At 72.6% G+C, this 18,900-nt stretch carries 15 protein-coding genes; 4 read left to right on the forward strand and 11 right to left on the reverse strand.

Annotated elements, in window-relative coordinates; all coding sequences use genetic code 11:
• Positions 1-77 precede the first annotated feature (77 nt).
• Complete coding sequence (locus PWG71_RS04310) at positions 78-1,100, forward strand: TAXI family TRAP transporter solute-binding subunit (RefSeq protein WP_274808192.1); 1,023 nt, start codon at positions 78-80, stop codon at positions 1,098-1,100.
• Here the strand turns inward: PWG71_RS04310 and PWG71_RS04315 are convergent.
• From PWG71_RS04315 to PWG71_RS04330, 4 genes are all read right to left on the reverse strand, one after another.
• Positions 1,054-2,490: a sensor histidine kinase gene (locus PWG71_RS04315; RefSeq protein WP_274808193.1), complete on the reverse strand. Its 1,437-nt coding sequence runs from the start codon at positions 2,488-2,490 to the stop codon at positions 1,054-1,056. The two genes, PWG71_RS04310 and PWG71_RS04315, sit on opposite strands and share 47 nt — an antisense overlap.
• A gap of 14 nt (positions 2,491-2,504) precedes the next feature.
• Positions 2,505-3,218 carry a response regulator transcription factor gene (locus PWG71_RS04320; protein ID WP_274808194.1) on the reverse strand — a complete coding sequence of 238 codons (714 nt, stop codon included), beginning with the start codon at positions 3,216-3,218 and terminating at the stop codon, positions 2,505-2,507.
• A 95-nt stretch (positions 3,219-3,313) separates the two neighbouring features.
• Complete coding sequence (locus PWG71_RS04325) at positions 3,314-5,035, reverse strand: glycerol-3-phosphate dehydrogenase/oxidase (RefSeq protein ID WP_274808195.1); 1,722 nt, start codon at positions 5,033-5,035, stop codon at positions 3,314-3,316.
• Between the two features lie 139 nt (positions 5,036-5,174).
• Complete coding sequence (locus PWG71_RS04330; RefSeq protein WP_274808196.1) at positions 5,175-6,548, reverse strand: MFS transporter; 1,374 nt, start codon at positions 6,546-6,548, stop codon at positions 5,175-5,177.
• A gap of 140 nt (positions 6,549-6,688) precedes the next feature.
• Between PWG71_RS04330 and PWG71_RS04335 the strand changes: the two genes are divergently transcribed.
• The gene (locus PWG71_RS04335; protein WP_274808197.1) at positions 6,689-7,183 is read left to right on the forward strand and encodes a MarR family winged helix-turn-helix transcriptional regulator; all 495 of its coding nucleotides are present in this window, start codon (positions 6,689-6,691) and stop codon (positions 7,181-7,183) included.
• Between the two features lie 288 nt (positions 7,184-7,471).
• Here PWG71_RS04335 and PWG71_RS04340 read toward each other — a convergent pair whose 3' ends face one another.
• The 3 genes from PWG71_RS04340 to PWG71_RS04350 all read right to left on the reverse strand — a co-directional run bounded on the left by PWG71_RS04340 (position 7,472) and on the right by PWG71_RS04350 (position 10,899).
• Positions 7,472-8,341, reverse strand: a complete 870-nt coding sequence (locus PWG71_RS04340; RefSeq protein WP_274808198.1) for a lytic transglycosylase domain-containing protein — start codon at positions 8,339-8,341, stop codon at positions 7,472-7,474.
• A 147-nt stretch (positions 8,342-8,488) separates the two neighbouring features.
• Positions 8,489-9,595, reverse strand: a complete 1,107-nt coding sequence (locus PWG71_RS04345; protein WP_274808474.1) for a GuaB3 family IMP dehydrogenase-related protein — start codon at positions 9,593-9,595, stop codon at positions 8,489-8,491.
• 134 nt (positions 9,596-9,729) lie between these two features.
• Positions 9,730-10,899 carry a trans-sulfuration enzyme family protein gene (locus PWG71_RS04350; protein WP_274808199.1) on the reverse strand — a complete coding sequence of 390 codons (1,170 nt, stop codon included), beginning with the start codon at positions 10,897-10,899 and terminating at the stop codon, positions 9,730-9,732.
• 61 nt (positions 10,900-10,960) lie between these two features.
• Here PWG71_RS04350 and PWG71_RS04355 point away from each other — a divergent pair, with 61 nt between their 5' ends.
• Positions 10,961-12,427: an aminotransferase-like domain-containing protein gene (locus tag PWG71_RS04355; protein ID WP_274808200.1), complete on the forward strand. Its 1,467-nt coding sequence runs from the start codon at positions 10,961-10,963 to the stop codon at positions 12,425-12,427.
• 61 nt (positions 12,428-12,488) lie between these two features.
• Here the strand turns inward: PWG71_RS04355 and guaB are convergent, their stop codons facing one another.
• The 4 genes from guaB to groES all read right to left on the reverse strand — a co-directional run bounded on the left by guaB (position 12,489) and on the right by groES (position 17,327).
• Positions 12,489-13,982 (reverse strand): IMP dehydrogenase, encoded by a 1,494-nt coding sequence (guaB, locus tag PWG71_RS04360; RefSeq protein WP_274808201.1) that lies wholly within the window; start codon positions 13,980-13,982, stop codon positions 12,489-12,491.
• 413 nt (positions 13,983-14,395) lie between these two features.
• A complete protein-coding gene (shbA, locus tag PWG71_RS04365) occupies positions 14,396-15,037 on the reverse strand; it encodes an RNA polymerase sigma factor ShbA (protein WP_446724976.1) in 642 nt (213 codons plus the stop codon).
• A gap of 256 nt (positions 15,038-15,293) precedes the next feature.
• Complete coding sequence (gene groL / locus PWG71_RS04370) at positions 15,294-16,898, reverse strand: chaperonin GroEL (RefSeq protein ID WP_274808203.1); 1,605 nt, start codon at positions 16,896-16,898, stop codon at positions 15,294-15,296.
• Positions 16,899-17,015: 117 nt separating this feature from the next.
• Positions 17,016-17,327 (reverse strand): co-chaperone GroES, encoded by a 312-nt coding sequence (groES, locus tag PWG71_RS04375; RefSeq protein WP_073376999.1) that lies wholly within the window; start codon positions 17,325-17,327, stop codon positions 17,016-17,018.
• Positions 17,328-17,560: 233 nt separating this feature from the next.
• Here groES and PWG71_RS04380 point away from each other — a divergent pair, with 233 nt between their 5' ends.
• On the forward strand, positions 17,561-18,787 hold the full coding sequence (locus tag PWG71_RS04380) for a class I SAM-dependent methyltransferase (protein ID WP_274808204.1): 1,227 nt from the start codon (positions 17,561-17,563) through the stop codon (positions 18,785-18,787).
• The last annotated feature ends 113 nt before the right edge of the window (positions 18,788-18,900 follow it).

An 18,900-nucleotide genomic window follows, 5' to 3' on the forward strand; every position in this document is an offset into this window, starting at 1 on the left:
ACCTCCCGGAAACCCCCCGTCCGTCCTCACCTTTTGAGGTTCCTCTGAGGTTTCCCCCGACTTGCTATCGTTCGAGCATGTCGCGGTCCTCTCTGAGCCTCGTGTGGCCCCTCACCGCGGCCCTCCTCGTGCTGACGGTGTCCACGCCGCTGCTCACCCGGGCCGAGCCACGGGAGGCGCCCCCGGTACACCTCTCCCTGGGCACCGGCGGGACCGGCGGCGTGTACCACGAGTACGGCGCGGCGCTGGCGCGGATCGTCTCGTCCTCGCACGGCGACGTGCGGATCACCGCGCTCACCACCGCGGCCAGCGTGGAGAACAACCGGCTGGTGGCCGAGGGCTCCCTGGACGCGGCCTTCACCCTGGCGGACGTGTCGGCGCTGGCCGTGGCGGGCGACCCGCCGTTCGACGAGCCCCTGCCGATCAACGCGATCGCCCGGTTGTACGACAACCACACCCACGTGGTGGTGCGGGCCGACTCCCCGTACCGGTCCCTGTCCGACCTGGCCGGGAGCACGGTGTCGGTCGGGGCGAAGGGTTCGGGTACCGAGATGATGGCCGAACGGCTGCTGGACCTGGTGGGGCTGGAGGAGGACGGCGGCCCCGATGCGGGGGTGCACCGGTTGCGGCTGTCCATCGGCGGATCGGCCTCGGCCCTGGAGCGGGGCGCCATCGACGCCTTCTTCTGGTCGGGCGGGCTTCCCACCCAGGCGGTGGCCGACCTCGCCGAGCGCTTCCCGATCCGGTTGCTGGACCTGTCCGAGCACGTCAACGCCCTGAGCGAGGAGCACGGGGCCTACTTCTCCGAGCTGCCGGTACCGGCGAGCACCTACCCGGGCGTACCGGCGGTGCGCACCATCGGTGTGCCGAGTCTGCTGGTGGTGGGCGCGGGCATGCCCCGCCCCACCGCCGAGGAGCTGACCCGGCTGCTCTTCGACTCCCGGGCCGAACTCGCCGAGATCCACCCGGTGGCGCTCCAGCTGCACCCCCGGTCGGCGATCGCCACCTTGCCGGTGCCCCTCCACCCCGGGGCCGCCGGTTACTACCAGGAGGTCAAATACGCGCACGATCGGGTGGCGGAATCGGCCGCGGTTCCGTGACCAGGCGGATCCGCGCGTCGATCCCCTGGGGGCGCGCGGGACGCAGGGTGAGCGAGGCCCCCTGGAGTTCGAGCAGGGTGACGACGATGGACAGGCCCAGGCCCGAACCGCCCACGCCGCCGTCGCGCCAGAACGGCCGGGTGGCCTGTGCCAGCTGCCCTTCCGGCAGGCCGGGACCGTCGTCGACGACGTGCACGTCCACGTGACCCTCCCCGTCCGGCCCGGGTGGGGACCCGTGGACGCGCACGGTGATCCGCACGCCCTCCCCCCCGAACTTCAGGGCGTTGTCGATGAGCGCGTCCAGGGTCTGGTCGAGCGTGCCCTCCACGCACCGGACCCGTATCCCGTCCCCGCCCTCCTGGAGCAGGGTCGCCCCGGCCCGTTCGGCGATGGGCTCCCATGAGAGCAGCCGGTCCCGGACGACCTCACCGACGTCCTCCCACACCGTCGAGTGCTCGGTGTCCTCGGTGCGCGCCAGGGTGAGCAGGCTGTCGCAGATGCGGGTGAGCCGGTCCACCTCGTCCAGGGCCAGCCTGTGTCCGGTGCGGCCCTCGGGGGTGAGGTGCCTCGACAGGGCGTCCACCCGCAGCCGCAGGGCCGCCAACGGGTTGCGCACCTGGTGCCCGGCGTAGGCGACGAAGACGCGCTGGCTCTCCAGCATCGCGGTGATGGTGTCGGCCATCCTGTTGAACGACTCCCCCAGGCGTCGCAGTTCGACCGGCCCCGCGGCGGTGCGCACCCGGATGTCCAGACTGCCTCCCGCGACCGCGCGGGTGGCCTCGTCGAGGTCGTCGATGGGCCGCAGGATCCACCGGGTGAGCGGCCCGGCCGCGGCGATGCCCGCGATCATGAGCGCGGTGACCGCCGCCGCGGCCAGGGCCCACTGGACGAGGGTGGCCCGGCGCAGCGACGCGGTGGGCGAGGCCGTGACGGCCGCGCCCACGACCTCACCGGACCGGCCGACGGGTTCGGCGACGATGAGGGGGCCGTCCTGCCAGGGGTAGACCACCCGGTCGGCGCCCATCCGGTTGCCGGCCAGCGCGTTGCGGACCGCCTCGGGCATCGGGTCGTCGGACCGCCGCCCGGGGTCGATGTCCGTGATGTCGAGGCCGGGCCGGGACGCGGCCACCACCCCGCCCTCGCGGTCCACGACGATGGCGGAGATGCCGTAGAGGCGGTCGTAGGCGGTCAGTTCGGCCGTGAGGATGCCCCCGGAGCCGGTGAGGACCGCGGGTTCGGCGATACCCGCGAACCGGGCGGTGTCGTTGATCCGGTCCAGGAGCATGTCGGAGGTGCCCCGGGCGGCGATGCTGCCGCACAGGGGGAGGGAGAGCCCGAGACAGGCGGCGACCAGCAGGGTCACGTACACGGTGATGACACGGCGATGCATCGGCCCGCCCCGGATCAGTGCCGTGACGCCGCCGGAACGGCGTCCGCCGACGCGTCCGCCGGTCCGTGGGCGACGGTGAGCCGGTACCCGACCCCGCGCACCGTCTCGATGAGGCCGGGAACGTCGAGCTTGGCGCGCAGGGTGCCCACGTGCACCTCCAGGGTGCGCAGCGTCCCCGACCAGGTGGTCCCCCAGACGCGCAGCAGCAGGTGCTCGCGGGACAGGACGGTGCCGGCCTCACGCGCCAGGGCCAGCAGCAGGTCGAACTCCTTGCGGGTGACCTCCACCCGGGCGCCGTCGCGTTCGACCGTGCGCCCGGCCGGGTCGATGCGCAGGGGTCCCGCGATCAGGGGTTCGTCGGAGGGGCGGCGGGTGCGGCGCAGCACCGCCTCCATGCGGGCGCACAGTTCCTCGATGGCCAGGGGTTTGACCACGTAGTCGTCGGCGCCGGAGCGCAGTCCGCGCACCCGTTCGCGCTGTTGGCCGCGCGCGGTCACCATGATGATCGCCGTGTCGCCGACGTCGTGGCGTTCCCGGATCATCCGGCACAGTTCCACGCCGTCCATGTCGGGCAGTCCGAGGTCGAGCAGCACGATGTCGGCCGGGTCGGCGGCCAGCGCCCGCTGCGCGGTGCGCACCTGGGTGACGGTGTAACCGTGGGTTTCCAACGCCCCGGCGAGGGCGTCGGCGAGGCGAACGTCGTCCTCGACGAGCAGCACCTTGATCATGGGTCGGGTCCTCGGGTGCGGGGGTGGTGATACCCCCGCACCCTAACCCGACGAGTGTGCCCGGGGACACACCAGGGCGTCCCGGACGTCACATTTCAGGGGCGCGAGATGTTCGCCTCGGGGACGATCTCGGGCGCACCGTGCTGGATGGCGTCCGCCTCGTGGTCGGTGTCCTGTTCCTGGGCGGAGCGCTCGGCCTCGATGCCCTTGCGGTAGTACTCGACCTCGCGCTGGACCTGCGCGTCGTCCCATCCCAGCGGTTCGGCCATGAGTTCGGCGGCCTCCTCGGCCGCGGCGATGCCGCGGTCCCAGGTCTCGAAGGAGATCCGGGTGCGCCGGGCCAGGACGTCCTCCAGGTGCCGGGCCCCCTCGGCGCGGACCGCGTACACCACCTCGGCGCGCAGGTAGTCGTCGGCTCCGGTGAGCGAGCGGCCCAGGTCGGGGCGTTCCCTGATCAGGTCGAGCAGGTCGTCGGCACAGGTGCCGTAGCGGCGCAGCAGGTGGGAGATGCGCGAGACGTGCAGCCCCGTGTCCCGGGCCAGCCGGTGGCGCTGGTTGACCAGGGCCGAGTAGCCGGAGGCTCCCACCAGCGGGAGCTTGTCGGTGACCGACTTGGGGATCCCACCGCCCAAGCCGTGCGCGACGGCGTCCACTGCGTCCTTGGCCATGACCCGGTAGGTGGTGTACTTGCCGCCGGCGATGAGGACCAGTCCGGGCACCGGATGGGCGACCACGTGTTCGCGGGAGAGCTTGGAGGTCTCCTCCGACTCCCCCGACAGCAGCGGGCGCAGGCCCGCGTAGACGCCCTCCACGTCGTCCCTGCTCAACGGGGTGCGCAGCACCTGGTTGAGGTGATCGAGGACGTAGTCGATGTCGGCGCGGCTGGCGGCCGGGTTCTCCTTGTCCAGGTCCCAGGCGGTGTCGGTGGTGCCGATGATCCAGTGCCTGCCCCAGGGGATGACGAACAGCACGCTCTTCTCGGTGCGCAGGATCATCCCGGAGGAGGCCTGGATGCGGTCGCGGGGCACCACCAGGTGGACGCCCTTGGAGGCGCGCACGTGGATCTGCCCGCGACCGCCGACCATCTCCTGGATCTCGTCGGTCCAGACCCCTGCGGCGTTGACGACCTGGCGGGCGCGGATGGAGATCTCCTCGCCCTTCTCCAGGTCCGCGGCGCGGGCGCCGACCACGTGTTCGCCCTCGCGCAGGAAGCCCACCGCCTGCACCCGCGAGGCGATCCGCGCCCCCAGTCCGGCGGCGGTGCGCAGGACGGTGGTGACGAAGCGGGCGTCGTCCACCTGGCAGTCCCAGTACTGGACCGCGCCGGCGAGCGCGTCGCGTTTGAGCGCGGGGAAGATCCGCAGCGCCCCGCCGCGCGTCAGGTGCCGGTGCGAGGGCAGTCCCCGGTTGTTCCGCGAGGTCATGGCCAAGGTGTCGTACAGGGACACGCCCGCGCCGATGTAGAAGCGTTCCCAGTGGTGGGCGAACGGGAAGAGGAAAGGCACCGGTCGCACCAGGTGCGGGGCGATGGTGGTGAGCAGCAGGCCGCGCTCCCGGAGCGCCTCTTGGACCAGTTCGAAGTCGAACTGCTCCAGGTAGCGCAGGCCGCCGTGGATGAGTTTGCTGGATCTGCTGGAGGTGCCCGACGCGTGGTCGCGCGCCTCGATGAGAGCCGTGGACAGCCCGCGCGAGACGGCCTCCAGGGCGATGCCCGCCCCGACGATGCCGCCGCCGACGACGAGGACGTCGAACTCCTCGTCCCGCATCGCCGCCAAGGCGTCCTCGCGCCCCTCCGGTCCCATCCAGGTGGTCGTCATACCCGTGTGTCCCTCCGTCGCGATGGTTCTTCCTCCCCGGCGCATACCCGCCGGAGGGGCCCGCCCATCGGAGCGGCCGAAGGACCCCAGGCTAACCGGGCCCTCGGCCGTCTCAGGGGACGCCACGCGCGGCGTCCGGTCAGCTCCGGTCGGGACGCGGCAGGAGCAGGGCCGCGAAGGCGACGACGACGGTGGCGGCTCCGCCGACCAGGGCGGCCGTGCCGAGCCCGCCCCAGACGCCGGCGACGGCGGCCAGCACCGTCAGACCGAGGGCCCCGCCGATCTGCTGGGCGGTGGAGGCGGCGGCGGAGGCCACCCCCTGTTCGCGTTCGCCGACCCCGCCGCCGGCGGCGGTGAACACGACCGGGTAGACGGTACCGGCCGTGAGGCCGAGCAGGATCACCACGGGGAGCATCGCCCAGTACGAATCGAAGGCCAGGGCGACGGCGAAGGCCGCGGAGGTGAGTCCGACGCCGACGGTGCCGACGAACAGTGCGGTGCGCACGCCCCGTGCCAGCAGGCGGGGCAGCAGCAGGGCGGAGCCGAGCATCGCGGCCGCCCCTTGGGGCAGGAAGCCGAGGCCGGCGGCGAGCGGGTCCAGTCCCAGAACGGTCTGGACGTGGGTCGTGTACACGTAGTGCAGCGTGGCCACGACGCCCATCAGGACGAGGATCAGGACCATCGCCACCGGGAGGTGACGGTCGCGCAGCAGGGTGGCGGGGAGCAGGGGGTCGGCGGAGCGGCGTTCGACGGGGACGAGGGCGGCCAGTGCCGCGAGGCCGAGGAGGAGGACACCGCCGCCGTCGAGGGAGAGCCAACCCGAGGTCTGGAGACGGAAGACCCCGAACACGAGCAGCAGCGCCCCGACGGTGACCAGCGCGGTGCCGGGCAGATCGAACCCGCGCGGGTCGGGGCGGTGCCGGTCGGCGGGGAGCAGGCGCGAAGCGGCCAGGGCCACCGCCAGGGAGGGGACGACGATCGCCCAGAACACCGCGGACCAGCCGAAGGCGCTGGCGAGGACGCCGCCGACGGCGCCGCCGGCGAGTGCGCCGCCGGCGCCGGCCGATCCCCAGACGGCCATCGCCCGGTTGCGGGCGGGGCCCGCGGGAAAGGCGGTGCCGATGAGGGCGAGGGTGGCGGGGAACAGGGCGGCGGCGCCGACCCCTTGGGCCGCGCGGGCGGCGATGAGCACGCCCGCGTGGTCGGCCAGGGCGCCGGCGACGGAGGACAGGCCCAGCAGGAGCGCGCCGAGCACGAGCATGCGGCGTGCGCCGAGGCGGTCGACGGCCCGCCCGCCCAGGAGGAGGAGACCTCCGTAGCCGAGGGCGAAGGCGTTGACCACCCACGGCAGGGCGGCGTCGTCCAGGTCGAAGGCCCTGCCGATCTCGGGCAAGGCGATGTAGACCACGTTGAAGTCGAGCGACAGGGTGAAGTGGGCCGTGGCCAGGAGGGCGAGGGCGGCCGGTCCGGCGGTGCGCGCCTCGGCGACGGTACGGGACTCCGGGGAGGTCATGGTGCACGTCCTTGACATTGATCCAGAGCTGGATTATTCAGCACTGGAATATATGTGGATGATGCGGCACTGGAACTTTCAGTGGGAGACTAGGCCAATTCATTCCAGCGCGCAACAATCCAGCGTGGTAGCATATCGGCATGAGCGAACAGGGCTGCCTCGACACGGCCGAGGAGCGGACCTGGGACGCCGCCACACTGGCGTTCCGGCTGCTCGACCAACGGGTGGAACGGGACGTACAGGCGGCGTCCGGCCTCCCGCTCACCTACTACGAACTGCTCGTCCTGCTCTCCAAGGCGCAGCGGCGCTCCCTGCGGATGAGCGAACTCGCCGAGATCACCCACACCCGCCCCAGCCGCGTCTCCCACGCCGTCGCCAAGCTCGCCGAGGCCGGGCTCGTCGAGCGCGTCCACTGCGAGACCGACCGGCGCAGCTGGTTCGCCACGCTCACGGACAAGGGCATGGACACCCTGCGCACGACCGGCATCGAACACGTGCGCAGCATGCGCGAGAACATGTTCGACCTGCTCAGCCCGGAACAGCAGGCCCAACTGCTCGACATCTCCCGCACCCTGCTGGACCGTCTGGCCCCGGGCGCGACCGAACACGCCACCCGGGTCCTCCAGGAGGTGTAGGGCCGCCCTCGAACGCCCTTCCGTGCCCTGGGGGGTTCTGGAGGCCCGGAGCGAACGTCCGAGGAACGAGGACGTCAGCACAGGGGCGAGGGTTCCCGTTCCCCGGGCGCCCTCGCACGGACCGAAGCGCAGCGGAGGTGCAGAGGCACGGCCGCCCACGGGGTCCGGGAGGCCGGCGCAGGAGACGCCCGAGGCGCGACGCCCGCCGCGCCGGGGAACGCCGGGCACCGGGCGGAACCCCTCCCGGTGCCCCTCCGAGAGGCCCCGGGCCGCCGGGAGAACCCCCGGTCAGGCCGCCGCGTCCGCGTAGGCGTGCGCGTAGGCCAGCACGTCGGCCACGTACTCCGACGACCGGTTGTACGACAGGATGGCCGCCTCCCAGTCCGCGGCGACGGTCAGGTCCCGGCCGCCCGCGCACAGGTAGCGCCCGGCGGACAGGGCGGCGTCGTCGATCTGGTGCGGGTCGGGATCGCCACCGCTCACCGAGACGCCCCAGCGGGCCCACGTGCTCGGGATGAACTGCATCGGACCGATGGCCCGGTCCCATTCGGCGTCCCCGTCCAGGAGACCGCCGTCGGTGTCGGGGATGGCCTGGGTGTTGTTGGTGCCGTCGAGCGGGATGCCGATGATGTCGACGGTGGTGGTGCCGTCCGGGCCGATCTCGCCGCCCGCGTAGGTGCCGTGCCGCGACTCCACGAACCCGATCCCGGCGAGGGTCGGCCACGACAGGTTGCACGAGGGCAGTTCCTCGGCGAGCGCCAGTTGCGCGCCGGCGTAACCCTCCAGGGCACGGGGCGGAACGGAGGTGGCCGTTGAGACCAGCTCCAGCCAGTCGTCGGCGGGGCGGCGTTCCGCGGCGCCGTCGGGGGTGGACCGTTCGTCGGCGCCCGCCGCCAGGGACTCCTCGGCGCCCGTGGCCGGATCGACCTCGGCGGGCGTGGGGGGACCGGTGAGCCCGTCGTGCGGAGGCGTCTCGATGGTGCCGTCGAGCGGGCCGGCGGCCGTCTCGGGGGGGACCTGCCAGGCGTCGAACGTCCGGGAGAGCCGGTCGACCACGAAGAGCACGCCGCCGGTCAGCAACAGGCAGAGCGCCAGGGTCGCGCAGACGGCGATGAGCGGGCCCTTGCCACGCTTCGTACCGCGGGTGCCTCCACCCAAGGTCGTTCCTTCCATCGGGGGCGTCGGACTCGTATGCCGACGGCCGGATCATGGTCGCACACCGCGTTCACGGGGGTTTCGACCGCACAACGCGGACGGGGGCGCCCCGGTTCCCCGGGACGCCCCTCGTTCGCGGAGAGCATCGGATCAGCGATGGGGGTTGACCACGACCTCGACCCGCTGGAACTCCTTGAGGTCGGTGTAGCCGGAGGTGGCCATGGTGCGCCGCAGCGCACCCATGAGGTTCATGGAACCGTCGCTGGTGGACGCGGGCCCGTGCAGGATCGACGACAGGTCGCCGATGGTGCCGACGTGCACCCGCTCGCCGCGCGGCAGCTCACCGTGGTGCGCCTCGCTCCCCCAGTGGTAACCGCCGCCGGGGGCCTCGGTGGCGCGGGCCAGCGGTGAACCGACCATCACCGCGTCGGCGCCGCAGGCCAGGGCCTTGGCGATGTCGCCGCTGGTGGTCATGCCACCATCCGCGAGGACGTGCACGTAGCGGCCGCCCGACTCGTCGAGGTAGTCCCGGCGGGCGGCGGCGACGTCACCGATGGCGCTGGCCATCGGCACGGCCACGCCCAGCACGGAGCGGGTGGTGTGACCCGAACCGCCGCCGAACCCGACCAGGACGCCGGCGGCGCCGGTGCGCATCAGGTGCAGGGCGGCGGTGTAGGTGGCGCAACCGCCGACGACGACCGGGACGTCCAGGTCGTAGATGAACTGCTTGAGGTTGAGCGGCTCGGCGCGCCCGGACACGTGCTCGGCCGAGACCGTGGTGCCGCGGATCACGAAGATGTCCACGCCCGCGTCGACGACCGCCTTGTGGTACTGGGCGGTGCGCTGCGGGGACAGCCGCGCGGCGGTGACCAGGCCGGCGTCGCGGATCTGCTCGATCCGGCGGCCGATCAGCTCCTCCTGGATGGGGGCGGAGTAGATCTCCTGGAGCCGCTTGGTGGCGGCGACGTCACCGAGTTCGCGGATCTCCGCCAGCAGGGGGGCGGGGTCCTCGTAGCGGGTCCACAGACCCTCCAGGTCGAGCACGCCCAGACCGCCCTGGCGGCCGACGGCCACGACCGTCTCCGGCGAGGCCACGCTGTCCATGGGGCTGACCATGAGCGGCGTCTCGAACCGGTAGGCGTCGATCTGCCAGGCGATCGACACCTCCTCCGGGTCGCGCGTGCGCCGAGCCGGCACGATGCCGATCTCGTCGAGCTCGTAGGCCCGGCGCCCGTTCTTGCCCAGCCCGATCTCCACCTGAGCCAACGATTCGATCCCCTCTGACGTGCTGCCCCGGCCGTATGACCGGTGCCTGTACTGCCGTCGCGAGTCTATCCGGCCACGGCCGGGGACGGGTCGGACCGCCCGGGAGGTGCTCCGGGCGGCCCACCTCAGGACAGGGCCTGCTCCAGGTCCCTCCACAGGTCCTCGACGTCCTCGATGCCCACGCTGACCCGGATCAGCCCGACGGAGATCCCCGCCGCCGCCAACCCCTCCGCGTCCAGTTGCCGGTGCGACGTGGTCGCCGGGTGCATGACCAGCGTCCGGACGTCGCCCAGCGAGGGGGCGAGCGCGGCCAGCCTCACCCGCGAGGCGAACGACCGGCCCGCCGAGAGCCCGCCGGCCAGGTCGAAGGCGAGGACTCCCCCGAACCCGCCGTCCAGGATCCGTCGCGCGGTCGCGTGCCCGGGGTCCTCGGGCAGGCCCGGGTAGCGCACCCGGGCGACGGCCGGGTGCGCCGCCAGCCGCTCGGCGAGCTCCTGCGCGTTGGCGCAGTGCCGCTCCATCCGCACCGCGAGCGTGCTCAGGCCGCGGGAGACGAGCCAGGCGGCGAAGGGGTCCATGACGGCGCCGAACTCGGCGGTGCGCGAGCGCACCGTGTCCAGGGTGTCGGGGTCGGCGAACACCGCCACACCCCCGATGGTGTCGGAGTGGCCGCCCATGTACTTGGTCGCCGAGTGGACGACGACGTCGGCCCCGTGTTCGAGGGGTCGACACAGCAGCGGGGTCGCGAAGGTGTTGTCCACGACCGTCGTCGCGCCGACGGCCCGGGCGAGCGCCGTGAGCACGGGCAGGTCGACCACCTGCCCGGTCGGGTTGGAGATGGTCTCCAGGAACAGCACGCGGGTGTCCGGGCGCAGCGCGGCGCGCACGGACTCCGGGTCCCCGCCGTCGACCCGGGTGACCTCGATCCCCCAGCGGGTGCGCAGCGCGTCCAGCAGGTCCTGGGTCCCCCCGTACAGCCGGTCCTGGGCGACCACGTGGCCGCCGGTGTCGAGGAGGGCCCAGAGGGTGGCCGAGATCGCGCCCATCCCCGAGGCGGAGGCGATCGCCCCCGCCCCGTTCTCCAGGTCGGCCACCGTGCTCTCCAGCGCGTCGATGGTCGGGTTTCCGTAGCGGGCGTACACGTACGGGGCGCCCGGACCCTGGAACGCCTCGGCCATGGCGTCGGTGTCGGCGAAGGAGAAGGTGTGCCCCTGATAGAGGGGCACGCCCAGCGGGGTGCTGCCCGCGGTCGCGGGGACGGGCTGGTGGACGGTTCTCGTGCCGGGGTGCGTCATGGGATCCAGTCTGGTCGGGGCCCGATCCCTCCGGCAGAGCCAATCCGGCACAATTGGCCGCATGGGAGATCCGATCCGCGCCGACGGCCTGTCCTCCCTGCTCGGCCGCTGGGCGGCCGGGCGCGGCCCGCTCTACCGACTCCTCGCCTCCCGCATCCGCTCCCTGACCGAGGAGGGAACGCTCGCACCGGGCACGGGGCTGCCCGCCGAACGGCCGCTCGCCGCGCACCTCAGCGTGGGCCGCGGCACCGTGGTCCGCGCCTACGACCTGCTCCGCGACGAGGGCGTCCTGGTCCGCCGCCGGGGCAGCGGCACCGCCGTGGCCCCGCGAGCCGTGCCGGAACCGGACGCGGGCGGGGTCCCGCGGTACGGCATGGCGTTCCTCGGCATGTTCGAGGAGCCTCCCCCGGCGTCCCTGGTGTTGACCTGCGCGGCCCCCGACTCCCCGCCGCCCGAACTGGGCCGTGCCTACCGGGAGGCGGTCGGGCGGCTGGCCGGGTTCTCCGACGACATCGGCTACCACCCGGCGGGCCTGCGGGAACTCCGGGAGGCCATCGCCGACCGGTTCACCGTGCGCGGCCTGCCCACGACCCCCGAGGAGGTGCTCGTCACCAGCGGCGCCCAGCAGGCGCTGGACCTCCTGGTGGGCTGTCACGTCCTGCCCGGTGACACCGTGGTCGCCGAACGTCCCACCTACCCGGGCGCGCTGGCGCTGTTCGACGAGGCGGCGGCGGTGGTGCGCACGGTCGACACCGGGCCCGAGGGCGTGGACGTTCCCGCCCTGCTGGCCGCGATGGCCGACAGGCCGGCCCTGACCTACCTGGTGCCCTCGTTCCACAACCCGACCGGGACGGTCCTGGCTCCGCTGTACCGACGGCGGATCGCCGCCGCGGCGGGGGCGCACGGACTGCTCGTCGTCGACGACGAGACCATGGTGGACCTGGGGTTCGAGGGGTCGCCGCCCGGTCCGCTGGCCTCCTACCCGGGAGGGGAGCGGATCGTCACGGTCGGTTCGTTGAGCAAACTGGCCTGGGGCGGGCTGCGGGTGGGATGGATCCGCGCGCGGCCACCGGTGATGGAGCGGCTGCGCCGCGCGAAGGCGCTGTCCGACATGGGCGGGGACGTCGTCTCCCAGCTGGCCGCCGCGTCGCTGCTGCGCGATCCCGACGCGCTCGTCCGGCGCCGCCGGGCGGAGCTGCGGACCGGGCACGACCGGCTGGCGGCCGAGCTGGACCGTGAGCTGCCGGACTGGCGGTACACCCCCGCGACGGGCGGGCAGACGCTGTGGGTCCGCATGCCGCACGGCGACTCCGCGTCGTTCGCGCAGGTCGCGCTGCGCCACGGGGTGGCCCTGCTGCCCGGGGCGGCGCTGTGCGCCGGGGGCGGCGGAGAGGCGTGGCTGCGCCTGCCGTTCCTCGCCCCGGAGGAGACCCTGGCCACGGCCGTGCGACGGATCGCCGACGCCTGGGAGCACTATCGCTCCGCCGGAGGGCCGCGGACCGCGTCGCCGCGCATCATGGCCGTGTGAGGGCGGAGAAACGGGTCGGGCCGCCCGGGAGGTGCTCCGGGCGGCCCGTGACGGCGTGGTGTCAGCGCGCGTTGTAGTTGGGCGCCTCGACGGTCATCTTGATGTCGTGCGGGTGGCTCTCGCGCAGGCCGGCGCTGGTGATGCGCATGAGCCGACCGCGCTCGCGCAGCTCGTCCAGGGTGCGGCTGCCCGCGTACCACATGGACTGGTGCAGACCACCGACGAGCTGGTGGGAGACCGCCTGGAGCGGGCCCCGGAAGGGCACCTGGCCCTCGATGCCCTCGGGGATGAGCTTGTCCTCGGAGGAGACCTCGGCCTGGGCGTAGCGGTCCTTGGAGAAGGAACGGCCGCGCATCGCGCCCAGGGAGCCCATGCCCCGGTAGGCCTTGAACTGCTTGCCGTTGATGAAGATCAGCTCACCGGGGCTCTCCTCGACACCGGCCAGCAGGCTGCCGAGCATGACGCTGCTGGCGCCGGCCGCGATGGCCTTGGCGATCTCGCCGGAGTACTGGAGACCACCGTCGGCGATGAGCGGGACGTCGGCGGGGCCGCACGCCTTGGCCGCCTCCAGGATGGCGGTGAGCTGCGGGGCGCCCACACCGGCGACGACGCGGGTGGTGCAGATGGAGCCGGGGCCCACGCCGACCTTGACGGCGTCGGCGCCGGCGTCGACGAGCATCTGGGCGCCGGCGTGGGTGGCGATGTTGCCGGCGACGACGTCGGCCCGGGAGTTGGCCTTGAGCTTGGCGACCATCTCGGCCATGCCGGCGGAGTGGCCGTGGGCGGTGTCCACGACGACGAAGTCCACACCGGCCTCGACCAGCAGCTTGGCGCGCTCGGTGGCCTCGGGACCCACGCCGACCGCGGCGCCGACGATGAGGCGGCCGTCGGCGTCCTTGGTGGCGTTGGGGTACTGCTCGCTCTTGATGAAGTCCTTGACGGTGATGAGGCCGCGCAGCCGGTTCTCGGCGTCGACCAGCGGGAGCTTCTCCACCTTGTTGTGGCGCAGCAGCTCGAAGGCCCGTTCACGGGTGACGCCGACGGGCGCGGTGACGAGGTTCTCGGTGGTCATGACGTCGCGGACCAGGCGGGTGCGGTCGCTCTCGAAGCGCATGTCCCGGTTGGTGACGATGCCCACCAGACGGCCGGTCTCGTCGGTGACGGGGACGCCGGAGATCCGGTAGTGCGAACAGAGGCGTTCGACCTCGGCGAGGGTGTCCTCGGGCTTGCAGGTGACAGGGTCGGTGACCATGCCCGCCTCGGAGCGCTTGACCAGGTCGACCTGGGCGGCCTGGTCCTCGGCGGAGAGGTTGCGGTGCAGGACGCCGGCGCCGCCCTGGCGGGCCATCGCGACGGCCATGCGGGCCTCGGTGACGGTGTCCATGGCGGCGGACAGCAGCGGGATGTTGAGGCGGATGTTGCGGGACAGGCGCGTGGCGGTGCTCGCCTCGCCGGGCTGCATGTCGGAGTAGGCCGGTACGAGCAGTACGTCGTCGTAGGTCAACCCCGGCGGCAGCAGTTTGTCCCCGTAGTCGCCGATGTTCTCCTGACCCATGACACAACCTCCGCTGCTCGCTCCGGCCCGCCGGCCCTCCGGCGCGCCCGCGGTGCTCGCCCCCGCGTGTCGTCTCATCCTAGGTCGTCGGTCCGGGCGGCTCGGGGGGAACGGGGTGTTCTCCCCGCCACCGGGACGGGAAAGTGAGCAGTCTCACGGTTTGGGACGGGCCGCGCGAACGGGAAGGGCCCTGCCCAGGTCAACACCCCGGCACGGGGGCCTTCTTCCCTCCACAGGGCGGCGCACCCCGTGTGGGCGGCGCCGACGACACCCGTACGTCGGTGTCGCCCGTACGTCAGTGGCGTCCGCGCGGACGGTACCGGATCGGGCCCACGGCCCGGCAGGCCACGAGGGCGTGGGGGCGGGGACGGTCGGGACAGGGCCGAGGCCCCTCTCCGGGGCGGCCGGCGTGTTCAGGGGAGGAGTCGGTTCGCCACGGCCACCTGCCGAAGCCGAGCGATAGCCCGGTGCTGGGCGACCCGTACCGCACCCGCCGACATTCCAAGTACATGTCCCGTCTCATCCGCTGTCAGTCCTGCGATCACCCTCATGATCAGCAGTGTGCGCTGTAGTTCCGGGAGCTCTTCGAGCAGCTCCCTGGCGCGTTGGGCCTCGATGACCCGCACCGCCGCCTCCTCCGGGCCGGGCGCCTCGTCGGGGTGGTCCGGAACGGTGTCGGTCGAGACCAGTTCGACCCTGCCGGCACCGCGCAGGGTGTCGGCCACCTTGTGCGCGGCGATCCCGAAGACGAAGGAGGCGAAGGGCCGGCCCCGATCCTGGTAGCGGGGAACCGCCGAGAGCAGGGCGATGCAGACCTCTTGGGCCACGTCGTCGGAGTAGTGGGCCAGCCCGGAGACCCGGGCCAGCCGGGCCCGGCAGTAACGGACCACCATGGGGCGGACCTCTCGGAGGAGCGAGTCCATGGCCCCGTCCTCCCCTCGGACCGCACGCGATCCCAGGCTGTTCAGGCCGGTATCGCGTGAGGTGGGATCGGGTTCCCCTGGTGTCCCTGGCCGCTGCGCGGTAACGCCCCCCCGGGCGTTTGCATCCGTCACGCTAGTGATCATGCCCCCGCCGACCGACTTGACCGCCCCAATCGCCAACTACGGAATGGTCACGTTTTGGAAAATTCACCCCAAAACGGTACCGGACTCACGGCCGAACGTGAGACCCGCGTGATAGGGAGCACCCTCCGAGGCTCCTGAGGACGCCCCTCCGCGACCTCGGGTCACGGCCCGCACAGGCCGGTGGGCCGGTCCCGGATACCCCCGGGCCGGCCCACCGTCGACGTCCGCGAACGGATCGGGTCCGTCAGTGGCCGTGGCCGTGGCCGTCGTCGGCCTCGTCCTCGGGCTTGTCGGCGACCAGCACCTCGGTGGTCAGCAGCATGCCCGCGATGGACGCGGCGTTCTGAACGGCCGAGCGGGAGACCTTGACCGGGTCGATGATGCCCTCGGCGGCCAGGTCGCCGTAGGTGCCCTTGGCGGCGTTGTAGCCCTGCCCGACCTCCATCTCGGAGATGCGGTGGACCACCACGTAGCCCTCGGCGCCGGCGTTCTCGGCGATCCAGCGGGCAGGCTGCACCAGGGCGCGGCGGACGATGCCCACACCGGTGGCCTCGTCGCCGGTCAGGCCCAGGTCGTCCAGGGCCGTGGAGGCGTGCACCAGGGAGGCGCCGCCGCCGGCGACGATGCCCTCCTCGATGGCCGCTCGGGTCGCCGAGATGGCGTCCTCAAGGCGGTGCTTCTTCTCCTTGAGCTCGACCTCGGTGGCCGCTCCGACGCGCAGCACCGAGACGCCGCCGGCCAGCTTGGCCAGGCGCTCCTGGAGCTTCTCGCGGTCCCAGTCGGAGTCGCTGGCCTCGATCTCCTTGCGGATCTGCGCGATCCGGTCGGCGACCTCGGACTGCTCACCGGCACCGTCCACGATGGTGGTGGTGTCCTTGGTGATGGTGATGCGGCGGGCGTTGCCCAGCACCTCCAGGTCCGCGTTCTCCAGGGTGAGGCCGACCTCTTCGGCGATGACCTGACCGCCGGTGAGGATCGCGATGTCCTGGAGCATGGCCTTGCGGCGCTCGCCGAAGCCGGGCGCCTTGACCGCGGCGACGTTCAGGGTGCCGCGGATCTTGTTGAGCACCAGGGCGCCCAGGGCGTCGCCCTCGATGTCCTCGGCGATGATGAGCAGCGGCTTCTTGTTCTGGACGATCTTCTCCAGCAGCGGCAGGAGCTCGTTGAGGCTAGAGACCTTGCCCTGGCTGATGAGGATCTGCGCGTCCTCCAGCACCGCCTCCTGGCGGTCGCCGTCGGTGACGAAGTAGGGGGAGATGTAGCCCTTGTCGAACTGGAGGCCCTCGGTGAACTCCAGGTCGAGACCGAAGGTCGGGGACTCCTCGACGGTGATGACACCGTCCTTGCCGACCTTGTCGAACGCCTCGGCGATCAGGTCGCCGATCTGCTCGTCCTGGGCGGAGTTGGTGGCGACGTACGCGATGTCCGCGCGCTCCTCGACGGGGCGGGCGCGCTCCAGGAGGATCTCGGACACCCGTACTGCGGCGGCGTCGATGCCCTTCTTCAGGGACATCGGGGAGGCGCCGGCGGCCACGCTGCGCAGACCCTCGCGTACGAGCGCCTGGGCCAGCACGGTGGCGGTGGTGGTGCCGTCACCCGCGGCGTCGTTGGTCTTGGTGGCGACCTCCTTGACCAGCTGGGCGCCCAGGTTCTCGTGGGGGTCCTCCAGCTCGATCTCACGCGCGACGGTCACACCGTCGTTGGTGATGGTGGGGGCGCCGAACTTCTTGTCGATGACGACGTTGCGGCCGCGCGGGCCGAGCGTCACCTTGACGGCGTCGGCGAGGCGGTCGACGCCCCGCTCAAGGGCGCGACGGGCGTCGTCCTCGAACTCCAGGATCTTCGGCATGTGGTTCTTCCTCTTAGGCCTGGTCGAAAGCGAACATCCCGCCCGCCCGGCGAGATGCCGACCGGTGCGGGATGCGCGGAAATGCTCCGGACCCGTACTGACGGGCCGTGTCGAGGACTACTTCTCGACGACCGCGAGGAGATCGCGGGCGGAGAGGACCAGGTACTCCTGGCCGTCGTACTTGACCTCGGTGCCGCCGTACTTGCTGTAGAGGACGACGTCGCCGACCTTCACGTCCAGCGGGATGCGCTTGTCACCCTCGTCGTCCCAACGGCCCGGGCCCACCGCGAGGACCTCGCCCTCCTGGGGCTTCTCCTTGGCGGTGTCCGGAATGACCAGACCGGAAGCGGTGGTCTGCTCGGCCTCCAGGGCCTTGACCACGACACGGTCCTCAAGCGGCTTCAGCACGGTCTTGGTGGCGGTCGACACTGTGTGACCTCCCCCTTCAAAGTTTCGGTGTCCACTTCGGCCCGTGCGAAGGCACGGACCGGTTAAGGAAAAGGGGCGACCGCGGCGGTCTGTCGTCGCGGGTGCCAGACCGGCCTCGTCGCGATTAGCACTCTACCCCCGAGAGTGCCAGAATGGAAATGTGACCGTGACCCCTGGTCGGTGGCGTCGGTGAACCGGCATCGCCGGGTGGACCCATCCTGTGAGGGAGACCCATGCGCGTGCCCGCGTTCGAGGCCCTGCTGACCGACGCGGGCCGTGAGCTGCTGGCGTCGGTGGACGACGCCGAGGCGACCCGGGACGCGCTGGCGGCGGCCTCCCGGTTGCGCGAGGACCCACGGGTGGCCGGCCTCGACCCCGATCTACCCGTTTCCGAGCTGGTGAACGCGATCCTGACGCAGATTTCGCTGCGCGTTCGCGGGCGCGTCAAGTTCGGTGCCCTCGCCGATCGGATGTTCTTCACCCCGAACGGTCTGGAGCAGTCCACCCGGGGTTCGGTGGCCGCCCACCGCGCCGAGCGGATCTCCACGGTGGGTCCGGGCCCGGCCGGGGACCTGTGCTGCGGGATCGGTGCCGACCTGTTGGCCCTGGCCGGCCGGGGCGTCCCGGTGGAGGGCGTCGACCTGGACCCGCTGACCGTGGCGGTGGCACGGGCCAACATCGCGGCACTGGGGCTGGGCGACGTGGCCCGGGTGCGCGAGGGGGACGTCACGGAGGTCGCCCCCGGCGCCTACCCCCTGCTGGTGTGCGACCCGGCACGGCGCGGCGGACGCGGCCGGGTGTTCGATCCGGCGGCCTACTCGCCGCCGTGGGACGTGGCCGTCGGGCTGGCGGAGGGTTCGGCCGCGGCCTGCCTGAAGGCGGCGCCGGGGATCCCGCACGAGGTGCTGCCCGCCGGGGCGGACACCGAGTGGATCTCGGTGGACGGCGAACTGAAGGAGGCGGCGTTGTGGTTCGGCGACCTGGCCGGGGGGCCGCGGCGCCGGGCGACGGTGCTGTCCGAGCGCGACGGCGCGCGGACCCGCCTGGACGAGGAACCCGGCCTGGGACCGGCCCCGGTGGGGGCGGCCCGACGCTACCTGTACGACCCGGACCCCGCGGTGGTCCGCTCACACCTGGTCGCCGAGGCGGTCGCCCGAGTGAACGGGGCGCTGCTGGACGAGCGGATCGCCTACTTCACGGCCGATGAGGCGGTGCGCTCGCCGCTGTGGCGGGTACTGGAGGTGACCGAGGTGCTGCCGTTCTCCCTGAAGCGCCTGCGATCGGCGTTGCGGGAGCGCAAGGTGGGGACGGTGACGGTGATGAAACGGGGGTCGGCGGTGGACACCGAGAAGCTGCGCCGCGACCTCAGGGCCTCCGGCCCGGAGTCGGCGACGGTGGTCCTCACCCGCGTCGGGGAGCGCCCCTTCGCCCTCCTGTGCCGCGAACTCCCCGCCGCCTGACCCTCCCGCCGGGGACGGCCGTCCCGGAAACGACCGCGCACAGTCGGTTCGTCCCTTACATGACCAGGGACGACGCCCTGGATCACCCGACGTCGCGACGGTCACCCAGCGTG

The sequence above is a fragment of the Nocardiopsis sp. N85 genome, from assembly GCF_028882275.1.
Lineage (GTDB): Bacteria > Actinomycetota > Actinomycetes > Streptosporangiales > Streptosporangiaceae > Nocardiopsis > Nocardiopsis lambiniae.

What these genes read in the sequence shown, in the direction of transcription:
- PWG71_RS04315 (WP_274808193.1), bottom strand. Translation starts at nt 2,490, where the DNA reads ATGCATCGCCGTGTCATCACCGTGTACGTGACCCTGCTGGTCGCCGCC.
- PWG71_RS04310 (WP_274808192.1), top strand. Translation starts at nt 78, where the DNA reads ATGTCGCGGTCCTCTCTGAGCCTCGTGTGGCCCCTCACCGCGGCCCTC.
- groL (WP_274808203.1), bottom strand. Translation starts at nt 16,898, where the DNA reads ATGCCGAAGATCCTGGAGTTCGAGGACGACGCCCGTCGCGCCCTTGAG.
- PWG71_RS04380 (WP_274808204.1), top strand. Translation starts at nt 17,561, where the DNA reads ATGCGCGTGCCCGCGTTCGAGGCCCTGCTGACCGACGCGGGCCGTGAG.
- PWG71_RS04355 (WP_274808200.1), top strand. Translation starts at nt 10,961, where the DNA reads ATGGGAGATCCGATCCGCGCCGACGGCCTGTCCTCCCTGCTCGGCCGC.
- PWG71_RS04320 (WP_274808194.1), bottom strand. Translation starts at nt 3,218, where the DNA reads ATGATCAAGGTGCTGCTCGTCGAGGACGACGTTCGCCTCGCCGACGCC.
- guaB (WP_274808201.1), bottom strand. Translation starts at nt 13,982, where the DNA reads ATGGGTCAGGAGAACATCGGCGACTACGGGGACAAACTGCTGCCGCCG.
- PWG71_RS04350 (WP_274808199.1), bottom strand. Translation starts at nt 10,899, where the DNA reads ATGACGCACCCCGGCACGAGAACCGTCCACCAGCCCGTCCCCGCGACC.
- PWG71_RS04325 (WP_274808195.1), bottom strand. Translation starts at nt 5,035, where the DNA reads ATGACGACCACCTGGATGGGACCGGAGGGGCGCGAGGACGCCTTGGCG.
- PWG71_RS04335 (WP_274808197.1), top strand. Translation starts at nt 6,689, where the DNA reads ATGAGCGAACAGGGCTGCCTCGACACGGCCGAGGAGCGGACCTGGGAC.
- PWG71_RS04330 (WP_274808196.1), bottom strand. Translation starts at nt 6,548, where the DNA reads ATGACCTCCCCGGAGTCCCGTACCGTCGCCGAGGCGCGCACCGCCGGA.